Origin of the sequence: Saccharothrix sp. AJ9571 (assembly GCF_021725495.1) — a bacterium.
Classification (GTDB): Bacteria; Actinomycetota; Actinomycetes; order Mycobacteriales; family Pseudonocardiaceae; genus Amycolatopsis; species Amycolatopsis magusensis.
Map to the genome: position 1 here is coordinate 1,527,151 of NZ_CP091382.1, position 16,760 is coordinate 1,543,910.

General features: G+C 71.7%; 15 protein-coding genes. 7 read left to right on the top strand and 8 right to left on the bottom strand.

Features of this window, described 5'->3' with window-relative positions:
* Positions 1-66: 66 nt before the first annotated feature.
* Both L3Q67_RS06235 and L3Q67_RS06240 read left to right on the top strand, forming a co-directional pair.
* Positions 67-1,830, top strand: a complete 1,764-nt coding sequence (locus L3Q67_RS06235; RefSeq protein ID WP_499188629.1) for a serine/threonine-protein kinase — start codon at positions 67-69, stop codon at positions 1,828-1,830.
* A 22-nt stretch (positions 1,831-1,852) separates the two neighbouring features.
* A complete protein-coding gene (locus L3Q67_RS06240; RefSeq protein WP_499188630.1) occupies positions 1,853-2,641 on the top strand; it encodes a purine-nucleoside phosphorylase in 789 nt (262 codons plus the stop codon).
* Here the strand turns inward: L3Q67_RS06240 and L3Q67_RS06245 are convergent.
* Positions 2,628-3,770 carry a glycosyltransferase gene (locus L3Q67_RS06245; RefSeq protein WP_499188631.1) on the bottom strand — a complete coding sequence of 381 codons (1,143 nt, stop codon included), beginning with the start codon at positions 3,768-3,770 and terminating at the stop codon, positions 2,628-2,630. The two genes, L3Q67_RS06240 and L3Q67_RS06245, sit on opposite strands and share 14 nt — an antisense overlap.
* Before the next feature lie 67 nt (positions 3,771-3,837).
* Here L3Q67_RS06245 and L3Q67_RS06250 point away from each other — a divergent pair, with 67 nt between their 5' ends.
* Positions 3,838-5,487: a phospho-sugar mutase gene (locus tag L3Q67_RS06250; protein WP_499188632.1), complete on the top strand. Its 1,650-nt coding sequence runs from the start codon at positions 3,838-3,840 to the stop codon at positions 5,485-5,487.
* Here L3Q67_RS06250 and L3Q67_RS06255 read toward each other — a convergent pair.
* The gene (locus L3Q67_RS06255; RefSeq protein ID WP_499188633.1) at positions 5,465-6,166 is read right to left on the bottom strand and encodes a YidC/Oxa1 family membrane protein insertase; all 702 of its coding nucleotides are present in this window, start codon (positions 6,164-6,166) and stop codon (positions 5,465-5,467) included. The two genes, L3Q67_RS06250 and L3Q67_RS06255, sit on opposite strands and share 23 nt — an antisense overlap.
* Before the next feature lie 73 nt (positions 6,167-6,239).
* Positions 6,240-6,524, bottom strand: a complete 285-nt coding sequence (locus L3Q67_RS06260; protein WP_499188634.1) for a DUF6412 domain-containing protein — start codon at positions 6,522-6,524, stop codon at positions 6,240-6,242.
* 45 nt (positions 6,525-6,569) lie between these two features.
* Between L3Q67_RS06260 and L3Q67_RS06265 the strand changes: the two genes are divergently transcribed.
* On the top strand, positions 6,570-7,025 hold the full coding sequence (locus L3Q67_RS06265) for a flavodoxin family protein (RefSeq protein ID WP_395900374.1): 456 nt from the start codon (positions 6,570-6,572) through the stop codon (positions 7,023-7,025).
* 166 nt (positions 7,026-7,191) lie between these two features.
* Here the strand turns inward: L3Q67_RS06265 and L3Q67_RS06270 are convergent, their stop codons facing one another.
* Positions 7,192-9,249, bottom strand: coding sequence for a HelD family protein (locus tag L3Q67_RS06270; RefSeq protein ID WP_499188635.1), 2,058 nt, complete (start codon positions 9,247-9,249; stop codon positions 7,192-7,194).
* Positions 9,250-9,306: 57 nt separating this feature from the next.
* Positions 9,307-10,536 (bottom strand): MFS transporter, encoded by a 1,230-nt coding sequence (locus tag L3Q67_RS06275; protein WP_499188636.1) that lies wholly within the window; start codon positions 10,534-10,536, stop codon positions 9,307-9,309.
* A 172-nt stretch (positions 10,537-10,708) separates the two neighbouring features.
* Here L3Q67_RS06275 and L3Q67_RS06280 point away from each other — a divergent pair, with 172 nt between their 5' ends.
* Genes L3Q67_RS06280 through hisS form a run of 3 tightly spaced genes read left to right on the top strand, consistent with a single transcriptional unit; the run spans position 10,709 to position 14,213 of the window.
* The gene (locus tag L3Q67_RS06280; protein WP_499188637.1) at positions 10,709-11,398 is read left to right on the top strand and encodes a LolA-like protein; all 690 of its coding nucleotides are present in this window, start codon (positions 10,709-10,711) and stop codon (positions 11,396-11,398) included.
* On the top strand, positions 11,395-12,906 hold the full coding sequence (locus L3Q67_RS06285; RefSeq protein ID WP_499188638.1) for an MFS transporter: 1,512 nt from the start codon (positions 11,395-11,397) through the stop codon (positions 12,904-12,906). Before L3Q67_RS06280 ends, L3Q67_RS06285 begins: the two co-directional genes overlap by 4 nt.
* Before the next feature lie 20 nt (positions 12,907-12,926).
* On the top strand, positions 12,927-14,213 hold the full coding sequence (hisS, locus tag L3Q67_RS06290) for a histidine--tRNA ligase (RefSeq protein ID WP_499188639.1): 1,287 nt from the start codon (positions 12,927-12,929) through the stop codon (positions 14,211-14,213).
* Positions 14,214-14,277: 64 nt separating this feature from the next.
* Here the strand turns inward: hisS and L3Q67_RS06295 are convergent, their stop codons facing one another.
* The 3 genes from L3Q67_RS06295 to L3Q67_RS06305 are packed head-to-tail and all read right to left on the bottom strand — an operon-like array spanning position 14,278 to position 16,701.
* Positions 14,278-15,264 (bottom strand): aldo/keto reductase, encoded by a 987-nt coding sequence (locus L3Q67_RS06295; RefSeq protein WP_499188640.1) that lies wholly within the window; start codon positions 15,262-15,264, stop codon positions 14,278-14,280.
* Between the two features lie 4 nt (positions 15,265-15,268).
* Positions 15,269-16,195 (bottom strand): aldo/keto reductase, encoded by a 927-nt coding sequence (locus L3Q67_RS06300; protein WP_499191445.1) that lies wholly within the window; start codon positions 16,193-16,195, stop codon positions 15,269-15,271.
* A gap of 53 nt (positions 16,196-16,248) precedes the next feature.
* Positions 16,249-16,701 carry a MerR family transcriptional regulator gene (locus L3Q67_RS06305; protein WP_499188641.1) on the bottom strand — a complete coding sequence of 151 codons (453 nt, stop codon included), beginning with the start codon at positions 16,699-16,701 and terminating at the stop codon, positions 16,249-16,251.
* Positions 16,702-16,760: the final 59 nt, after the last annotated feature.

Genomic DNA, 16,760 nt, shown 5'->3' on the forward strand with positions numbered 1-16,760 from the left:
ACCTGTGATGCTCGTCCCGTCCGAACGGGGTGTCCGGCCACCTTCCCGGGTGGGTGATCCGCCAGAATGAGACCCGTGTCCACCCCTGCCGAAGAGTCACGTGTAGTCGCCGGGCGGTACCGGTTGCGATCGGTGCTCGGCTCCGGCTCGATGGGCACCGTGTGGGCGGCCTACGACGAGTTCCTGCACCGCCCGGTCGCGGTCAAGGAGGTCCGCCTGCCGCCGGGGGTCCAGGTCGCGCAGGCCGACGAGCTGCGCGAACGCACCCTGCGCGAAGCCAGGGCGATCGCCGTGCTCTCGCACCCGAACGTAATCATCCTGCACGACGTCGCCAGGGAGAACGGCGAACCGTTCGTGGTGATGGAGTTGCTGCCCTCGCACAGCCTCGCCACGCTGATGCGCGACCACGGCGCGTTCAGCACCGAGCAGGCGGCCGCGATCGCCGACGCGGTGGCCGCCGCGCTGGAGGCCGCGCACGCCGCGGGCATCACCCACCGTGACGTCAAACCGGGCAACGTGCTCGTCGCCGAGGACGGCCGGATCAAGCTGACCGACTTCGGCATCGCGCGCAACGTCTCGGAAGCGACGATGACCAGCACCGGGATGATGCTGGGCTCGCCGGCCTACATCGCGCCGGAGGTCGCCTCCGGTGGCGAGGTCAGCCACGCCGCCGACCTGTGGGGCCTGGGCGCGACGCTGTTCGCGGTGCTCGAAGGGCGCCCGCCGTACGACGTGAACGGCGATCCGCTGCAGACGGTCACCGAGGTCGTGCACGGCAAGGTGCCCAAGCCCTCGCCCGGTCCGCTGGAGCCGATCATCCGCGGGCTGATGGCGAAGGAGCCGAAGAAGCGGCTTTCGCTGGCGGAGGTCCGGCGGCGGCTGCACCCGCTGCTGACCACCCCGCGCGACGCGTTGTTCGCGGCCTCGTTGTTCGAGGGACCGCCCACCCCGCGCGATCCAGACCACCTCGACGGCGGGGACACCCAGGTCATCGCCCCGCAGCCGATCGCACCGGCGGAACCGGCGAAGACCGCCCCCGATTCCCGTGGGGATGGTCCCTCGCTGGCGCCCGACCCGGGCCCGCTGCCGTTCGCCGTTCCCGACCAGGCCGCGGCTCCGGCGCCGAGTCCGGTCGCGGCTTCGGCTCCCGCGACCGCGGTGGTCGAGAAGCCCGCCGGCCGTGGGGCGCTGGCCGGTACCGCGCTGACCATCGCCGTGGTGCTGCTGTTCCTCGCGGCCGCCGCCGGGGGGTTCGTGCTGACCAGGGTGATGGCCGCGCAGTCGCTCGCGCCGCCCGATCCGCTGGTCAAGCCGAGCCTGTCCGCGCCCCCGCTGGCCGACCTGGCCACCCGCAACGGCGACGCCACCAACCTCAAGGGCACCACGGGCGGGTTGTTCTCGGTGGACGTCCCGCGCGACTGGTCCACCTTCGTCACCCAGCGCCCCGGCAAGCCGCTGCCGCCGAGCACGCTGGTGCAGTACGTCTCGGTCGACGGCCGCCAGACGCTGAGCGTGGAGCGGTTCGCGGACTTCCCCGCGGGCAAGATCGACACCTACGTCACCGGGCTGCAGGTGGGCTGGGCGCCGGAGGCGTTCCGGATCTACGAGTACACCCCGACCCAGGGCCAGCCGGAGGACCTGCTGCTGGCCTACCGCACGCGCGAGGACGGGGCGGGCGCGGGCAGCATGGGGCGGACGACGTTCGCGCACGTGTTCCGCCGGGGCAGCAGCCTGTGGTCGGTGCGGATCACCGTGCCCACCGAGCAGGAGGACTCGGGGCGGCGGGAGCTGTTCGACCGCATCAAGCCCACCTTCGACCCGGGCGACTAGCGCGGCCTCTAGGCTCCCCCGCATGACTCAAGAACAGGCCGCGGCGGCTGCCGCGGCGATCGCCGCGCGTACCGGGGTCGACAACCACGACATCGCGGTCGTGCTGGGCTCGGGCTGGCGCCCGGCCGCGGACGTCATCGGTGAGGCCGACGCGGAGATCCCGCTCGGCGAGCTCCCCGGGTTCGTCGCGCCCAGCGCGGTCGGCCACGGCGGCACCGCCCGCTCGGTCCGGGTCGGCGACAAGCGCGCGCTGATCCTGCTCGGCCGCACCCACCTGTACGAGGGCAAGGGCGTCGACCCGGTGGTGCACAACGTGCGCACCGCGGCCGCGGCCGGGGCCAAGACCGTCCTGCTGACCAACGCCGCGGGCGGGCTGCGCCAGGGCTTCGAGGTCGGCCAGCCGGTGCTCATCTCCGACCACATCAACCTGCTCGCCCGTTCCCCGATCGTCGGCGCGAACTTCGTCGACCTGACCGACCTGTACGCGGCGCGCCTGCGGGCGATCGCCAAGGAGATCGACCCGAGCCTGGAAGAGGGCGTCTACGCGGGCTTCCCCGGGCCGCACTTCGAGACCCCGGCCGAGATCCGGATGCTGCGCACCCTGGGCGCGGACCTGGTCGGCATGTCGACCGTGCTGGAGGCGATCGCCGCCCGCGCGGCCGGGGTCGAGGTGTTCGGCCTGTCACTGGTGACGAACCTGGCCGCGGGCATCACCGGCGCCCCGCTCAACCACCAGGAAGTGCTCGAAGCGGGGCAGGCCGCCGCCGAGCGCATGGGCGCCCTGCTCCGCGAGCTGCTCACGCGGGCTTGACGTACTCCGGCAGGCGCCGCGCGACCTCGACGGGGGACGGCATGGCCGCGATTTCCTCGGCCAGTGCCCGCGCGGCGTCCCGGACGTCCACATCGGACAGCAGCACCCGTGCCTTGTCCGTGATGCCGCCCAGTTCACCGGCGAGCAGCCGGTCACCGGCGCCGACGCGCAGCACCGCATCGGCGTTGGTGAACTGATCGGCGCCCTGCGGCAGGCACAGCTGCGGCACCCCGGCGGCCAGCGCGCCGAGCGTGGTGCCGCTGCCGCCGTGGTGCACCACCAGATCGGTGTACGGCAGCAGGTCCGCCTGCGGCACCCAGGACTCGACGACCACGTTGTCCGGCAGCTCGCCGATCGCGTCGAGGTCGACGGTGGGACCGGCCGCGACCAGCACGTCGGCGTCCAGCGGCGCCAGCCCGGCGATCGCCTCGCGCAGCAGGTCGGCCGCGCCGAAGGCGGTGCCGAGGGTGAGGTAGACCAGCGGGCGCGGGCGGTCGGCGCGGGCGAGCGCGGGCAGCGGGCCCGGCTTGGCGAACGGCACCGGGCGCAGCTCGATCCGGTCGGCCGATGCGAGGAAGCTCTTGTCCTGCAAGGACACCGGGCAGATGTCGACGAACGGCAGGCCGAACGCCTGCGCGTCGGACAGGTCCAGGCCGAGGCCACGGGCGAACTCGCGCTGCTCACGCACGATCGCGCGGGCCGTGCTGTCGTCCGTGCTCACGCGGCCGAAACCGTGCCCGACCACCGGGATCCCGGCGAGCATGGCGGCGAACGCGGCCCCCGCGGCGCCGACCTCCTGCACCACCAGATCGGGCTTCCGCTCGGCCAGCACCGGTCCGAGGTCGTCGATGTACCGGCGGGGCAGCACCGTGCCGAAGCCGCGGCTGATCAGCGCCTCCAGCTCCTCGGGCGTGGCGTTCGCCCGGGTTTCGCGCGGGTCGTGGTCCGGTTTGCCGCTGGCTTCGGCCATCACCGCCCGCATGTCCATGCCCGCGGTCAGCGGCTCGATCCCCAAGGCGGTGAGCGTCGGGTGGAACTGCTCCCCCGTGGCGAACGCGACTTCGTGCCCGGCTTCCACCGCGGCCTTCGCCAGCGGGATCAACGGGTAGAAATGCCCGAATGTGGCCAAACTCGAGAAGATAATTCGCACTGGGTCGAGCGTAGCCATTCTGTCCGGCGGCTGCCACGGCCGTAGGGTGAACTCCGTGAAGCTGACTCCCGAACTGCGCGACCGCGCCTTCCGTTGGATCGCCGACGACGTCGACGCGGACACCCGCACCGAACTGCAGCAGGTGCTGGCACGGGCGATGGGCGGCGAGGCAGGCGCGCTCGCCGAACTCGAGGACCGGATGGCGGGCCCGCTCGAATTCGGCACCGCCGGCATGCGCGGGCCGGTGCGAGCCGGGCCCAACGGGATGAACACCGCCGTGGTGGTCCGGACCACCGCGGGCGTGGCGCGCTGGCTGGTCGAGGACGGCCGCGACGGCGGCACCGTGGTGATCGGCCGGGATGCCCGGCACGGCTCCGGCAAGTTCGCGACCGCCGCCGCCGAGGTGCTCACCGCGGCCGGGTTCGACGTGCGGATGCTGCCAGGACCGTTGCCGACGCCGGTGCTCGCGTTCGCGGTCAAGCGGTTCGCCGCGGTGGCGGGGATCCAGATCACCGCTTCGCACAATCCCCCGGCGGACAACGGGTACAAGCTCTACGACGGCACCGCCGTGCAGATCGTGCCGCCCTCCGACGCGCGGATCGAAGCGGCGATCGCGGCGGCGCCCGGCGCGGTTTCCGTGCCACGCGAGCAGGGCTACCGCACCTTCGGCGACGAGGTGCTGAACGAGTACCTCGGCAAGGTCGCCGCGCTCCCCCGTGGACCGGAGCGGGAGTTGCGCGTGGCCGCCACCGCGCTGCACGGCGTCGGCGCCGGGCCGCTCGAAGCCGCGCTCAGCCGCGCCGGGTTCACCGACGTGCACTTCGTCGCCGAGCAGGCGGAACCCGATCCGGACTTCCCGACGGTTTCCTTCCCGAACCCGGAGGAACCGGGCGCGACGGATCTGCTGCTCGAACTGGCGGAAGCGAAGAACGCCGATCTGGCCATCGCGCTGGACCCCGACGCCGACCGGTGCGCGCTGGGGGTGCGTGACCGGGACGGCTCGTGGCGGATGCTGCGTGGTGACGAAACCGGCGTGCTGCTGGGCTCGCACGTGCTGGAAACCGGGTCCGCACCGGACCCGCTGGTCGCCACCACGATCGTGTCGTCATCGATGCTGGCCGAGATCGCGAAGGCGCACGGCGCCCGGTACCGCGAGACGTTCACCGGCTTCAAGTGGCTCGCGCGGGCCGGGGACGGGCTGGTCTTCGCCTACGAGGAAGCGCTCGGCCTGTGCGTGAACCCGGATTTCGTGCGCGACAAGGACGGTATCGCCGCCGCCACCTTCGCCTGCGGGCTGGCCGCCACGCTGAAGGCCGCCGGGAAGTCCCTTGTGGACTCACTGGACGAGCTGGCGGTGCGGCACGGCGTGTACCTGACCGACCAGATCTCGGTGCGGGTGACCGACCTGAGCCGGATCGGCGCGGTGATGGCCGAACTGCGGGCCACCCCGCCCTTGGAGCTGGCCGGACTCGAAGTGTCCACTGAGGACCTGCTGCCGGAGGCCGACGTGCTGCGGCTGCGTGGTGAGGGCCTGCGGGTGATCGTCCGGCCGTCGGGCACCGAACCGAAGCTGAAGGCCTACCTGGAGGTCGCCGAACCGGTGGCGGACGCCGACGCGCTGGCGGACGCCCGGCGCGGGGCGGCCGACCGGCTGGCCGCCCTGCGCTCGGACCTCAGCCCGCTACTGGGTGCCTGACCCCGGGTTCCCGGCGGAGCAGGGCGCGCTCCACCAGCGTCCACGTGGTCGTGGTGAGCAGGTAGAGCCCGGCGGCCAGCGGCACGAACGCGGCCACCGGCAGCGTGCCGAACGGCAGCAGCCGCAGCAGTGCGCCGCCGGGCGCCGGGTTGTCCGCCATCAGCTTCGCCTGCCAGCGTGACGAGCACCAGGCGACCACCGCCAGCAGCGCGAACAGGCCGAAGAACACCGGCCCGGTCGCGCCGGTGAAGTGCGCGCCGAGCGGCGTGCCGAACAGGGTGTCGTCGAGCAGCGGGTTCGGCTGCCCGTTCACCGTGGGGAAGGCGAACAGCCGGTACATCACCATGAAGAACGGGATCTGCGCGAGTGACGGCAGGCACCCGGCGAAGAAGGAAGTGCCGGACTCGCGTTGCAGATCGGCCACGGCCGCACGCAGTTTCTCGGGATCGTTCCGGTGCTTGTCCTGCAATTGCTTGAGTTCGGGCATGAGCTTCGCGCGGGCTTTCTCCCCGCGCACGGCCGCCATGCTCAACGGCAGGAGCAGCAGGCGGATGACGGCGGTGAACAGCACGATGGTCAGCGCGACGCTGATCGGCGCGGTGACGGGGTCGATGAATCCGGCGAAGCGGTCCACCAGGAACAGCGCGCCGGAAACCGGCACGTCGAGGAATTCGAACATTTTTGCGCAGCACTCTTTCCGGGGTTTGTTCAAGCGGAAAAAACGGACCGGGAGTGGCCGCTGCGACGAGGTGTCAGGCGGCCGGTACGGCCGCGGAGGGTGCGCGTGGTCGTCGCCTGCCGGGCGCTCGGGGATCGCGCAGGCGCAGGAAGGCGGCCTGGCGGGCGCATTCGGTCAGCGCGCTGGCGCGACCGCGGGCGGGGACCGCCCAGAGGTCGAGGTCGGAGCCGTGCACCTGGTGGACGGCGATGACCAGCACGAGACCGAGGGCGAGCGCGAGCAGCGCGGCGGGACTGCCGAGCAGGTCGGCGGCGGTGACCGCCAAGGACGGGAAGAGCAACGCGGAGATCGCGAGCACGGCTCCCCCTTTCGCGTCACCACCAGATTAGCCGAGGATGGCGGGGTGGCCACCTTGCTGATCGTGCATCACACCCCTTCGCCGGGCCTGCAGGCGATGTTCGAGGCCGTGGTTTCGGGCGCCACCGACCCGGAGATCGACGGCGTCGACGTCTTCCGGCGGGCGGCCCTGTCCACCACCGCCGCCGACGTGCTCGCCGCCGACGGCTACCTGCTGGGCACGCCCGCGAACCTCGGGTACATGAGCGGCGCGCTCAAGCACTTCTTCGACACCGTCTACTACCCGTGCCTGGACACCACGAAGGGTCGCCCGTTCGGGTACTACGTGCACGGCGGGAACGACGTCTCGGGCACCGTGCGCGGCATCGAGTCCATCACCACCGGCCTGGGCTGGACCCCGGCCGCCGCCGCGGTCACCGTCACCGGTGAACCGAGCAAGGACGACCTGGCCGCGTGCTGGGAACTCGGCGCCACCCTCGCCGCCACCCTGATGACCGACTAGCCCCGCCACCCCACCGGGACACGAATGTGGCTTTGGGGGCGGATTCGGCCCCCAAAGCCACATTCGTGTCCGGCCGGGGTGCGGCGAGTGCGGGGTTCGGATGCCTGAACGTGGGACTTGGGCGCCTGAGTGTGGGACTCGCCCCGCCAATGCTATGAGTGGGGCATTACTTGCATTCAACGCTAGTAATGCCCCACTCATAGCATTGGTCCGGCCGGTCCGGCCGGTCCGGCCGGTCCGGTCCGGTCAGGTCGGTCAGGTCGGGTGGGCAGGGGCCTGGGTGGATGACGCCGAGGCGTCGCGTGGCGCGGGTCATGGCGACGTAGAGGTCGTTGTGCCCCAGCGGTCCGGCGTTCAGGATGGCGGCCGGGTCGGCGATCAGCACCGAGTCGAACTCCAGTCCCTTGGCTTCGCGCGGGGTGAGCAGGACGACCGGGTCCGTGAGATCCGGCGGGACGGTGACGGGCAGCACCGCCGCGAGCCGGTCCAGGTGCTCAGGTGGGGCGATGATCGCGAGGGTGCCGTCGTCGTGGCTCGCCGCCAGGTCGGCGACGACGCGAGCCAACTCGGCGTGGGTGGTGCGCACGCGCCACGGCGGCTCCCCGGTCGAGCGGACCGACCGAGGTGGCCGCGATCCCGGGTGGTGCGCGGCGAAGAGGTCGCCGGCGGCGGCCATGATCTCGGCCGGCGTGCGGTAGTTGACGGTGAGCTGGGCCAGCCGCCAGCGGTCGCCCACGTGCGGCCGCAGCACCTCCGCCCAGCCGGTCGCGCCCGCCGCGCTCCCGGTCTGCGCCAGGTCGCCGACCACGGTCATCGACCGGGTGGGGCACCGGCGCACGACCATCCGCCAGTCCATCGCGGACAGTTCCTGCGCCTCGTCGACGACCACGTGCCCGAAGGTCGTGACGCCGTGCTCGCCGAGCACCGCGGCGGCCTCGTCCAGCAGCGGCAGGTCCGCGGTGCTCCGGACCGGCGTGCCGAGCAGATCGGTGATCACCTGCTCGGCGGTCAACGGCGGCCACAGTTCGTCGAGCACGCGCCGGACGCCGGTATCGGCCAGCAACGCGGCTCGCAGCCCAGCCCGATCGGTGTCGTCCAGCAGGTCCTGCGGTCCCGCGAAGTCGAGGTCGACCACCACACCCGCGGCCGCCAGCGCACGCAGGTCGGCCGCGCTCAACCGGCCGTCGGCGCTGCCACCGTCGATGGCCTCGCCCGACTCCGTCAGCACGACGCTTTCCATGCGGTCGGCCAAGTCGCGCGTGAGCCGGTCCACGATCTCCTGATCGAAGACGAGCTTCGCCTGGTTGTACGGCAGTCCTCGCGCCCTGGCGGAATCCACGGCACGACGGCAGGTGCGCGGTTCCAGCCGGAGCACCTGCTGCTCGAACTCGACTTCGACGACCTCACCGGGTATCCGCACCTTCGCGTGCACCGCGGCGGCCACCCGGTCTGCCATGTCCGCCCGTCCCTTGACCTCGGCGGATTCGACCCACTCGGCCGGGTTGCCCGGCCACAGCCCGGCCAGGGTCGCGGTGACCACGGTGTGCTCGCCGAGCCCGGGCAGGACCTGGCCGATGTAGTCCAGGAACACGCGGCTGGGGCCGAGCACCAGCACGCCACGACCGCGCAGCTGTGGCTGGGTGTAGAGCAGGTAGGCCAGCCGGTGCAGCGCGACCGCCGTCTTGCCGGTGCCGGGACCGCCCTGCACCACCAGCACCCCGTGGTGCCCGTCGCGCACGATCCGGTCCTGTTCGGCCTGCAGCGTCGTCACGATCTCGTGCATCCGGCCGGTGCGGTCCGCGGTCAGCGCCGCCAGCAGCGCGCCCTCGCCGACCAGGTCGTCGCCTCCGGTCTCGGCGTCGAGCAGTTCGTCGTCGAGGGCGACCACGGTCCGCCCCCGGGTGGTGATGCGGCGTCGGCGCCGCACGCCGTGGGGGTCGACCGCGGTCGCCGTGTAGAACGGCCGGGCCGCCGGGGCACGCCAGTCGAGCAGCAACGGCTCGTCGTCCTCGAACAACCCCAACCGTCCGATGTAGACACGGCTGCCGTCGCGCAGATCCAGCCGTCCGAAGCACAACCCGTCCTCCACGGACGCCAGGCGCGCCAGTTCCCCACGCCAGAACTCGGTGGCTTCCCGCGCCGCGGCCTGCTGGCGCAACACGTCCACCCGCTCGTGGAGATCCGTCAGGTAGGCCTGCTCGAAGGCGATTTCCCCGCTGGTCATGCCGTCGAGGATGCGCGGGGATCCCGCGGAGGAACAGTCTTGTTCTTTCCGGCCGCGTCAGCCGTCGTGCCAGGCGGGCTCCGGTTTCGCGGCGAACTCCGCCGTCCGGCCGCGCAGCACCCATGCCGCCACGAACACCAGCACCACCTGCAGCACCCCGGACAGCACGAAGGTCGCGCTCGCGCTGCCCAGCACGGACGCGGCCAGCCCGCCGAGCAGGGCACCCAGCGGCACCGCGCCCCACACCACGGTCCGCCAGGCACCCATGACGCGCCCCAGGTACTCGCTCGGCACGAGCACGTGACGCAGCGTGCCGAGCACCACGTTGACCACCACCACCGCCGCGCCGAACAGGCCGTACAGCACCCCGGCCACCACCGGGTACGCCAGCAATCCCAGTCCGGTGAACAACAGGGCCATCACGAACAGCCCGCCCAGCAGCACCCACCGGCGGCCGAACCGCGAGATCAGCCGGGGTGCCACCGCGGCCCCGAGCAGCCCGCCGACCCCGGCACCCGAGGCGAACACCCCGAACACCACCTCGCTCAGCCGCAGGTCCTGGAGTCCATAGAGGACCAGCTGGGCCATCGGCATCTCGGTCAGCAACGCGGTCGCCCCGGCGACGAGCACCAGCCGTGACAGGAACGGGTTGCCCCGCAGCCAGCGCACCCCGTCCGCGATCCGGACGCGCACCGAACCGGGCTCGGCCGCGGCGGGCCGGTAGCTGCCGGAGATGCCCAGCAGCAACGCGGCGGCGAGGGCGAACCCGGCCGAGTTCAGCAGGAACGGGAACGCGGCGAAGAAGGCGAACGCGACCCCGCCCAGCGGCCCGCCGAGGAAGTTCTGCCCGACCACCTCGACCGCCTGCAGTTTGCTGTTCGCACTCTCCAGTTCGTCCTTCCCGGCGACCGCGGGGATCAGCACGTTCGCCGCGCTGTCCGCGACCGTCTCCACCACGCCGAGCAGCAACCCGAACGCGTAGACCACCCAGATGGACACCGCCCCGGCCAGCACCAGCCCGGCGAGCGTGCCGACCAGCAGCGCGCGGGTGGCGTTCGCGACGACGATCGCGCGCCGCCGGTCCACCCGGTCGAGCAGCGCGCCGACCGGCAGCGCGAACAGCAGCCACGGCAGGAACTGCGTGGCCGACAACCCCGCGATCAGCAGCGGATCCCTGGTCAGCGTGGCGGCCAGCAGCGGGAACGCCACCTTGCCCACCCCGTCGCCCAGGTTCGACGCCGAACTCGCGGAGAGCAGCCACGTGAGCCTCCGGTCCTTACCAGCCATGGCCACCCCCTCCGTCCCCGGAGCGAGTTCGATGGTAGATCGCGTCGCCACGCTGGGCAATCGCTTCGTTACGCAGAGCATCATCGACTGGGCGGTTCGGCGCAGGGCGGGTGGGGACCGGAAAGCGGCAATCAATGCTCCGCCGCATCCCCGGCGGCCCTACGATGCACGCATGCTCATGCGCCGAATCCTCCTCGGAGCGCTCGCGCTCGCCGTCGCGGCCACCACCGGCTGTTCGTCCGACGAGCCGGACACCAGTTCCTTCCCGCCAGCGGAACAACTTGTCCAAGAGGCCACCGCCGCCACCTCGGCGATCCGGAGCACGCACTTCTCGCTCCAGGTGAACGGCTCGATCACCGGGCTGAGCGTGCAGAGCCTCGACGGCGACCTGACCAAGGAGGGCGGCCCCACCGGGGCGGCCAAGGGCACCGGCAAGATCGAGGTCAACGGGCAGCTGATCGAGGCCGAGTTCGTGGTGGTCGAGGACTCCTTCTACCTCAAGGGCCCGACCGGCTCGTTCCAGAAGTTCCCGGCGGTCATCGGCGCCTCGGTCTACGACCCGTCGGCCATCCTGGACCCGCAGCGCGGCATCGCGAAGCTGGTCTCCAGCCTGCAGAACCCGAAGACCGAGGCCGAAGAGGACGTCGACGGCACGGCCACCTGGAAGGTCACCGGCCAGGTCGGCAAGGACGTGCTGGTCTCGCTCCTGCCGGGCGTGCAGGCCGACGCCGAGGTCAGCTTCTGGCTGGCCAAGGACACCAAGCTGCCGGTCAAGGCCACCGCGCGGTTCCCGGACAACGCCTCGGTCGACGTGAAGCTGTCCGATGTGGACAAGCCGGTCACGGTGACCCCGCCGGCGTGAGCACCCCCACCCGCCGCGGCCGGGCGAGCGCGATCGGCGCCGGCGGCCTCGCGGTCCTGCTCGGCGCGCTCGACACCTACGTGGTGATCGGCCTGCTCCGCCAGATCATCGACGACCTGCAGATCCCGGTGAACCGCCTCGAGCAGGTCACCCCGGTGGTCACCGGCTACCTGCTCGGGTACGTGGCCGCGATGCCGCTGCTCGGCCAGGCGTCCGACCGGTTCGGCCGCAAACCACTGCTGCAGCTGTGCCTCGCCGGGTTCCTGGCCGGGTCGGCGATCACCGCGCTGGCCGACGGCATCGAGGTGCTCGTCGCCGGGCGCGTGGTCCAGGGCGTGGCCAGTGGTGCGCTGCTGCCGGTGACCATGGCGCTGGCCGCCGACCTGTGGGCGGAACGCCGCCGCGCCACCGTGCTCGGCGTGGTCGGCGGCGCGCAGGAACTGGGCAGCGTGCTCGGCCCGGTGTACGGCATCGCGTTGTCCGCGCTGACCGACTGGCGAGGCGTGTTCTGGGTGAACGTGCCGCTGGCCGTGCTCGCGATGGTCGCCGTGTGGTTCTCGCTGCCCGCGAGCGGCCGGCGGGAAGGTCCGCGGCCGAAGGCGGACGTGGTCGGCGCGAGCCTGCTGGCGGCGACGCTCGCGCTGCTGGTGGTCGGGCTGTACAACCCGAACCCGCGCGAGCAGGTGCTGCCCAGCTGGGGCTGGCCGGTGCTCGCGGCGGCGGCCGTGGTGCTGGTGGCGTTCCTCGTCTGGGAGAAACGGGCGAAGGTCCGGCTCATCGACACGACCGGGCTGCGGCTCGGGCCGTTCTTCGCCACGCTCGGCGCTTCCGTCGCGGCGGGGGCCGCGCTGATGGTCACGCTGGTCGACGTGGACCTGTTCTCGCAGACCCTGCTCGGGCGGGACGACCAGGGCAGCGTGCTGCTGCTCCTGCGGTTCCTCATCGCACTGCCGATCGGCGCCGTCGTCGGCGGGCTCGTGTCTTCGCGGCTCGGGGAACGCTGGGTCGCCTTCGCCGGGCTGCTGATCGCCGCGGCCGGGTTCCTGCTGATCTCCTCCTGGCCGCTGGACGTGCTGGCCGCGCGCGGCGTGCTCGGCCTGCCCCGGCTCGACGTGGACCTGGTGCTCACCGGGTTCGGGCTCGGGCTGGTCATCGCGCCGCTGTCCTCGGCGGTGCTGCGGGTGACCCCGCCGGAGCAGCACGGCGTCGCGTCGGCGGGCGTGGTGGTGGCGCGGATGACCGGGATGCTGGTCGGCGTCGCGGCGCTGTCCGCATGGGGGCTGCACCGGTTCCACGAGCTGACCGCGGACCTCAACGCGCCGATCAGCCTGCTGTACGCGTCGCCGCAGGAGTACGAGGTGGCGCTGGCCAGGTACACCACCGCGCTGAAACAGGCACTGCTGGACCAGTACGGCGAGATCTTCTTCATCACCGCGTTCATCTGCGCGGGCGGGGCGCTGCTCGCCCTGCTCATCGGGCCGAAAGCTAGAGTTGGGGCCGCCCCGTAGGCCTAGTCGAAGGATCGATCGTGCCCGAGTACCTGCCGACCACCCCGTACCGGGGGACCAGGGACTTCCTCCCCGCGGAGATGTCCGTCCGGACGCAGGTGTTCGGCCATCTCTACGACGTGGTCGAGCGCTTCGGCTACCAGCGCTACGACGGCCCGATCCTGGAGTCCGCGGAGATCTACGAGGCCAAGTCCGGCCAGGAGATCGCCGACCAGCAGCTCTACACGCTGACCGACCGCGGTGGCCGCCGCCTGGCGCTGCGCCCGGAGATGACCCCGTCGGTGGCGCGGATGATCGCCGGGAACGCGGGCTCGCTGCAGTTCCCGGTGCGCTGGTACAGCCACCCGAACTGCCACCGCTACGAGCGCCCGCAGCGTGGCCGCGTGCGCGAGCACTGGCAGCTCAACGTGGACATCTTCGGCTCGGACGCGGCCAGCTGCGAGATCGAGATCTTCGAGGTCGTCCACGCGCTGCTCGGCGAGTTCGGCGCCACGCGGGACATGTACGCGGTCCGCGCGAACGACCGCACGCTGCTGGCCAGCGCGCTGACCGACCTCGCCGGAGTGCCCGCGGAACACCTGGCCGCGGTGTACTCGCTGGTGGACCGGTGGGAGAAGTACGACAGGGACAAGCTGGCCGCGGACGCCGAGGAGATCGGGCTGAGCGACAAGCAGTTCGCGCGCCTGGCCGAGACGCTGGGCGCGGGCCCGGCCCTGCTGGACGAGCTGCCCGCCGAGGTCAAGGACGCGTCCAACCTGGTGCAGGTGCTGCGCAGCGAAGCCGCGGACCTGGTGCAGTACGACCCGCTGATCGTGCGCGGGCTGGCGTACTACACCGGCACGGTGTTCGAGGTGTTCGACACCTCGCCGGAGAACAACCGCGCGTTGTTCGGCGGCGGCCGGTACAGCGATCTCGCGGGGTTGTTCACCGCGAAGGAGATCCCGGGCATCGGGTTCGGCATGGGTGACGTCACCCTGATCGACTTCCTCACCACGCACGGGCTGGTGCCCTCACCGCGCAGCGAATACGACGTGGCCGTGATCCCGGTGACCGCCGAGCTGACCGGCGCCGCGCGCACGGTCGCGTCACGACTGCGCTCGGCCGGGCTGCGCACCTCCAGCCCGCTGGAACACCGGAAGCTGGGCAAGGAAATGACCCGCGCGGACAAGGCGGGTGCGCGGGCCGTGGTCATCGTGGGCCAGGAGGACTGGGACGCCGGGAACGTCACCGTGCGCAGCCTGACCACCCGTGAGCAGACCACCGTCGCCCTCACCCAAGCCGCCACCACCGTGGCCGCCCACCTCTGAGAATGCCGTGAAGGTGGCTTTCACGGCGATTTCCGCTGTGAAAGCCACATTCACGGCATCGGGGTCAGCGGCCGACCAGGCGTAGGCCGGCTTCGGGGTAGCGCGCTCCGGCGACGGCCTCCCGCGGCACGGCGCGCTCCACCTCCCGGATGTCCTCCGTGGACAGTTCAAGCGTTGCGGCGGCGACGTTCTCCTCCAGGTACTTTCGCCGCTTCGTGCCCGGGATCGGCACCACGTCGTCACCGCGCGCCTGCACCCAAGCCAGCGCCAGCTGACCCGCCGTCACCCCTTTGCGCTCGGCCAGCTCACGCAGCTTCGCCACCAGTTCGAGGTTGCGCTCCAGGTTGCCGTCCGCCATGCGCGGCTGGCTCTCCTGCCGGAAGTCACCGGCGCCGAAGTCCTCTTTGGACTTGAAGCGCCCGGTGAGCAGCCCGCGCCCGAGCGGCGAGTACGGCACGACGCCGATGCCGAGTTCGCGGCACACCGGCACGATCTCGTCCTCCAGGTCCCGCGACCACAGGCTCCACTCCGTCTGGAGCGCGGTGATCGGGTGCACGGCGTGTGCCCGGCGGATCGTCTCGGCACCCGCCTCGGACAGCCCGAGGTGCCGCACCTTGCCCGCGGTGACCAGTTCGGCCATCGCGCCCACGGTCTCCTCGACGGGCACCGACGGGTCCACCCGGTGCTGGTAGTAGAGGTCGATGTGGTCCACGCCGAGCCGTCGCAGCGAAGCCTCCGCGGCGTCCCGCACGTAGTCCGGGTCACCGCGCACGCCACGCTTGAGCGGGTCGTGCTCGTCGCGCACGATGCCGAACTTGGTGGCCAGCACGACCTGCTCGCGCCGATCGGTGATGGCCCGCCCGACCAGTTCCTCGTTGCGCCCGAAGCCGTACATGTCGGCGGTGTCGAGCAGGGTCACGCCCAGGTCGAGCGCGCGGTGGATGGTGGCGATCGACTCGGCGTCGTCGCCCTGGCCGTAGAACTCGCTCATGCCCATGCAGCCGAGCCCCTGGGCGGAGACGGTCAGCGAGCCCAGCTTGCGGTCCTCCATCAGCTCACTTCCCCGCCGCGCGGGCCAACTGCTCGGGGTAGCGCTCCCCGGCCACGGCGTCGGCCGGTGCGGCCGCCTCGATCGCCGCGATGTCCTCTTCGGACAGTTCGATCTCGACGGACGCGGCGTTCTCCTCCAGGTACTTGCGCCGCTTGGTACCCGGGATCGGCACCACGTCGTCGCCGTGGTGCTGCACCCAGGCCAGCGCCAGCTGCCCGGCGGTGACACCCTTCTCCTCGGCGAGCGCCCGCAGCGCGTCGACGATGGCGAGGTTGCGCTCCAGGTTGCCGTCGTTGAACCGGGGCAAGCCGCGGCGCATGTCGTCGGCGGGCAGGCTGTCCACCGAGGTGATGTTGCCGGTCAGGAACCCGCGGCCCAGCGGCGAGAACGGCACGATGCCGATGCCGAGTTCACGGCAGGTGCCGAGGATTTCGCCTTCGATGCCACGGGTCCACAGGGACCACTCGCTCTGCAGCGCCGTCACCGGGTGCACCGCGTGCGCGCGCCGGATGGTCGCCGCGCTCGCTTCGGAGATCCCCAGGTAGCGGACCTTGCCCTCGGCGACCAGCCCGGCCAGCGCGCCCCAGGTCTCCTCGACCGGCGTGTCCGGGTCCACCCGGTGCTGGTAGTAGAGGTCGATGTGGTCGACGCCGAGCCGTCGCAGCGAGTCCTCGCAGTTCTGGCGGACGAAACCGGCGTCGCCCCTGGCACCCATGGCGCCGTCTTCGCCCCAGACGATGCCGAACTTGGTGGCCAGCACGACCTGGTCGCGCCGGTCGGCGATGGCCCGCCCGACGAGTTCCTCGTTGGCGCCCGCGCCGTAGACGTTGGCGGTGTCGAGCAGGTTCACGCCCAGTTCCAGGGCGCGGTGGATGGTGGCGATCGACTCGGCGTCGTCGTCGCGCACGCCGTAGCCGGAGCTCATCCCCATGCAGCCCAGGCCCTGTGCGCCGACGGTCAGCTCGCCGAGCTTCTTACTCTTGGTCACGCGGTCTCCTTTATAGAATCAGACTGGGCGCGCAGCGCCTCCGTTGAGGGTGGTGGTGGGAGACGGGTGGGAGCATTCTGGTTGGTGAACTTGCGCTCGATCTGGTCGTAGTTGTCGATCTTGTAGTCGAGCACCTCGAGGCAGCCCTGCAGTTCGGCGATGCGCTCGCGGACCGAGCGGCGCTGCTCGACCAGGATGGCCTTGCGGCGACCGGCGCTGGCCGGGCCGTGGCGGCGCAGCGAGGCGTATTCGCGCATCATCCGGATGGGCATGCCCGTGGTGCGGAGCTTGGTCAGGAAGCCAAGCCAGGTCAGGTCGTCGTCGGAGTAGGCGCGGCGCCCGGCCGTGTCCCTGGCCGGGGCCTCGAGCAGCTTGATGCGCTCGTAGTACCGGAGGGTGTCGATCGACAGGCCACTCCGGCGGGCGGCCTCGGCTATCGAGAAGCTCATGTCACGACGGTACGACCTGGAGTGCACTCCAGGTCAAATCCCGTTCCGGGCCCGCGGAC

Coding starts and splice junctions, on each gene's coding strand:
- L3Q67_RS06235 (WP_499188629.1), top strand. CDS start 67: ATGAGACCCGTGTCCACCCCTGCCGAAGAGTCACGTGTAGTCGCCGGG.
- L3Q67_RS06240 (WP_499188630.1), top strand. CDS start 1,853: ATGACTCAAGAACAGGCCGCGGCGGCTGCCGCGGCGATCGCCGCGCGT.
- L3Q67_RS06255 (WP_499188633.1), bottom strand. CDS start 6,166: ATGTTCGAATTCCTCGACGTGCCGGTTTCCGGCGCGCTGTTCCTGGTG.
- L3Q67_RS06270 (WP_499188635.1), bottom strand. CDS start 9,249: ATGACCAGCGGGGAAATCGCCTTCGAGCAGGCCTACCTGACGGATCTC.
- L3Q67_RS06275 (WP_499188636.1), bottom strand. CDS start 10,536: ATGGCTGGTAAGGACCGGAGGCTCACGTGGCTGCTCTCCGCGAGTTCG.
- L3Q67_RS06280 (WP_499188637.1), top strand. CDS start 10,709: ATGCTCATGCGCCGAATCCTCCTCGGAGCGCTCGCGCTCGCCGTCGCG.
- L3Q67_RS06295 (WP_499188640.1), bottom strand. CDS start 15,264: ATGGAGGACCGCAAGCTGGGCTCGCTGACCGTCTCCGCCCAGGGGCTC.
- L3Q67_RS06300 (WP_499191445.1), bottom strand. CDS start 16,195: ATGGGGATGAGCTCCGGCTACGGCGTGCGCGACGACGACGCCGAGTCG.
- L3Q67_RS06305 (WP_499188641.1), bottom strand. CDS start 16,701: ATGAGCTTCTCGATAGCCGAGGCCGCCCGCCGGAGTGGCCTGTCGATC.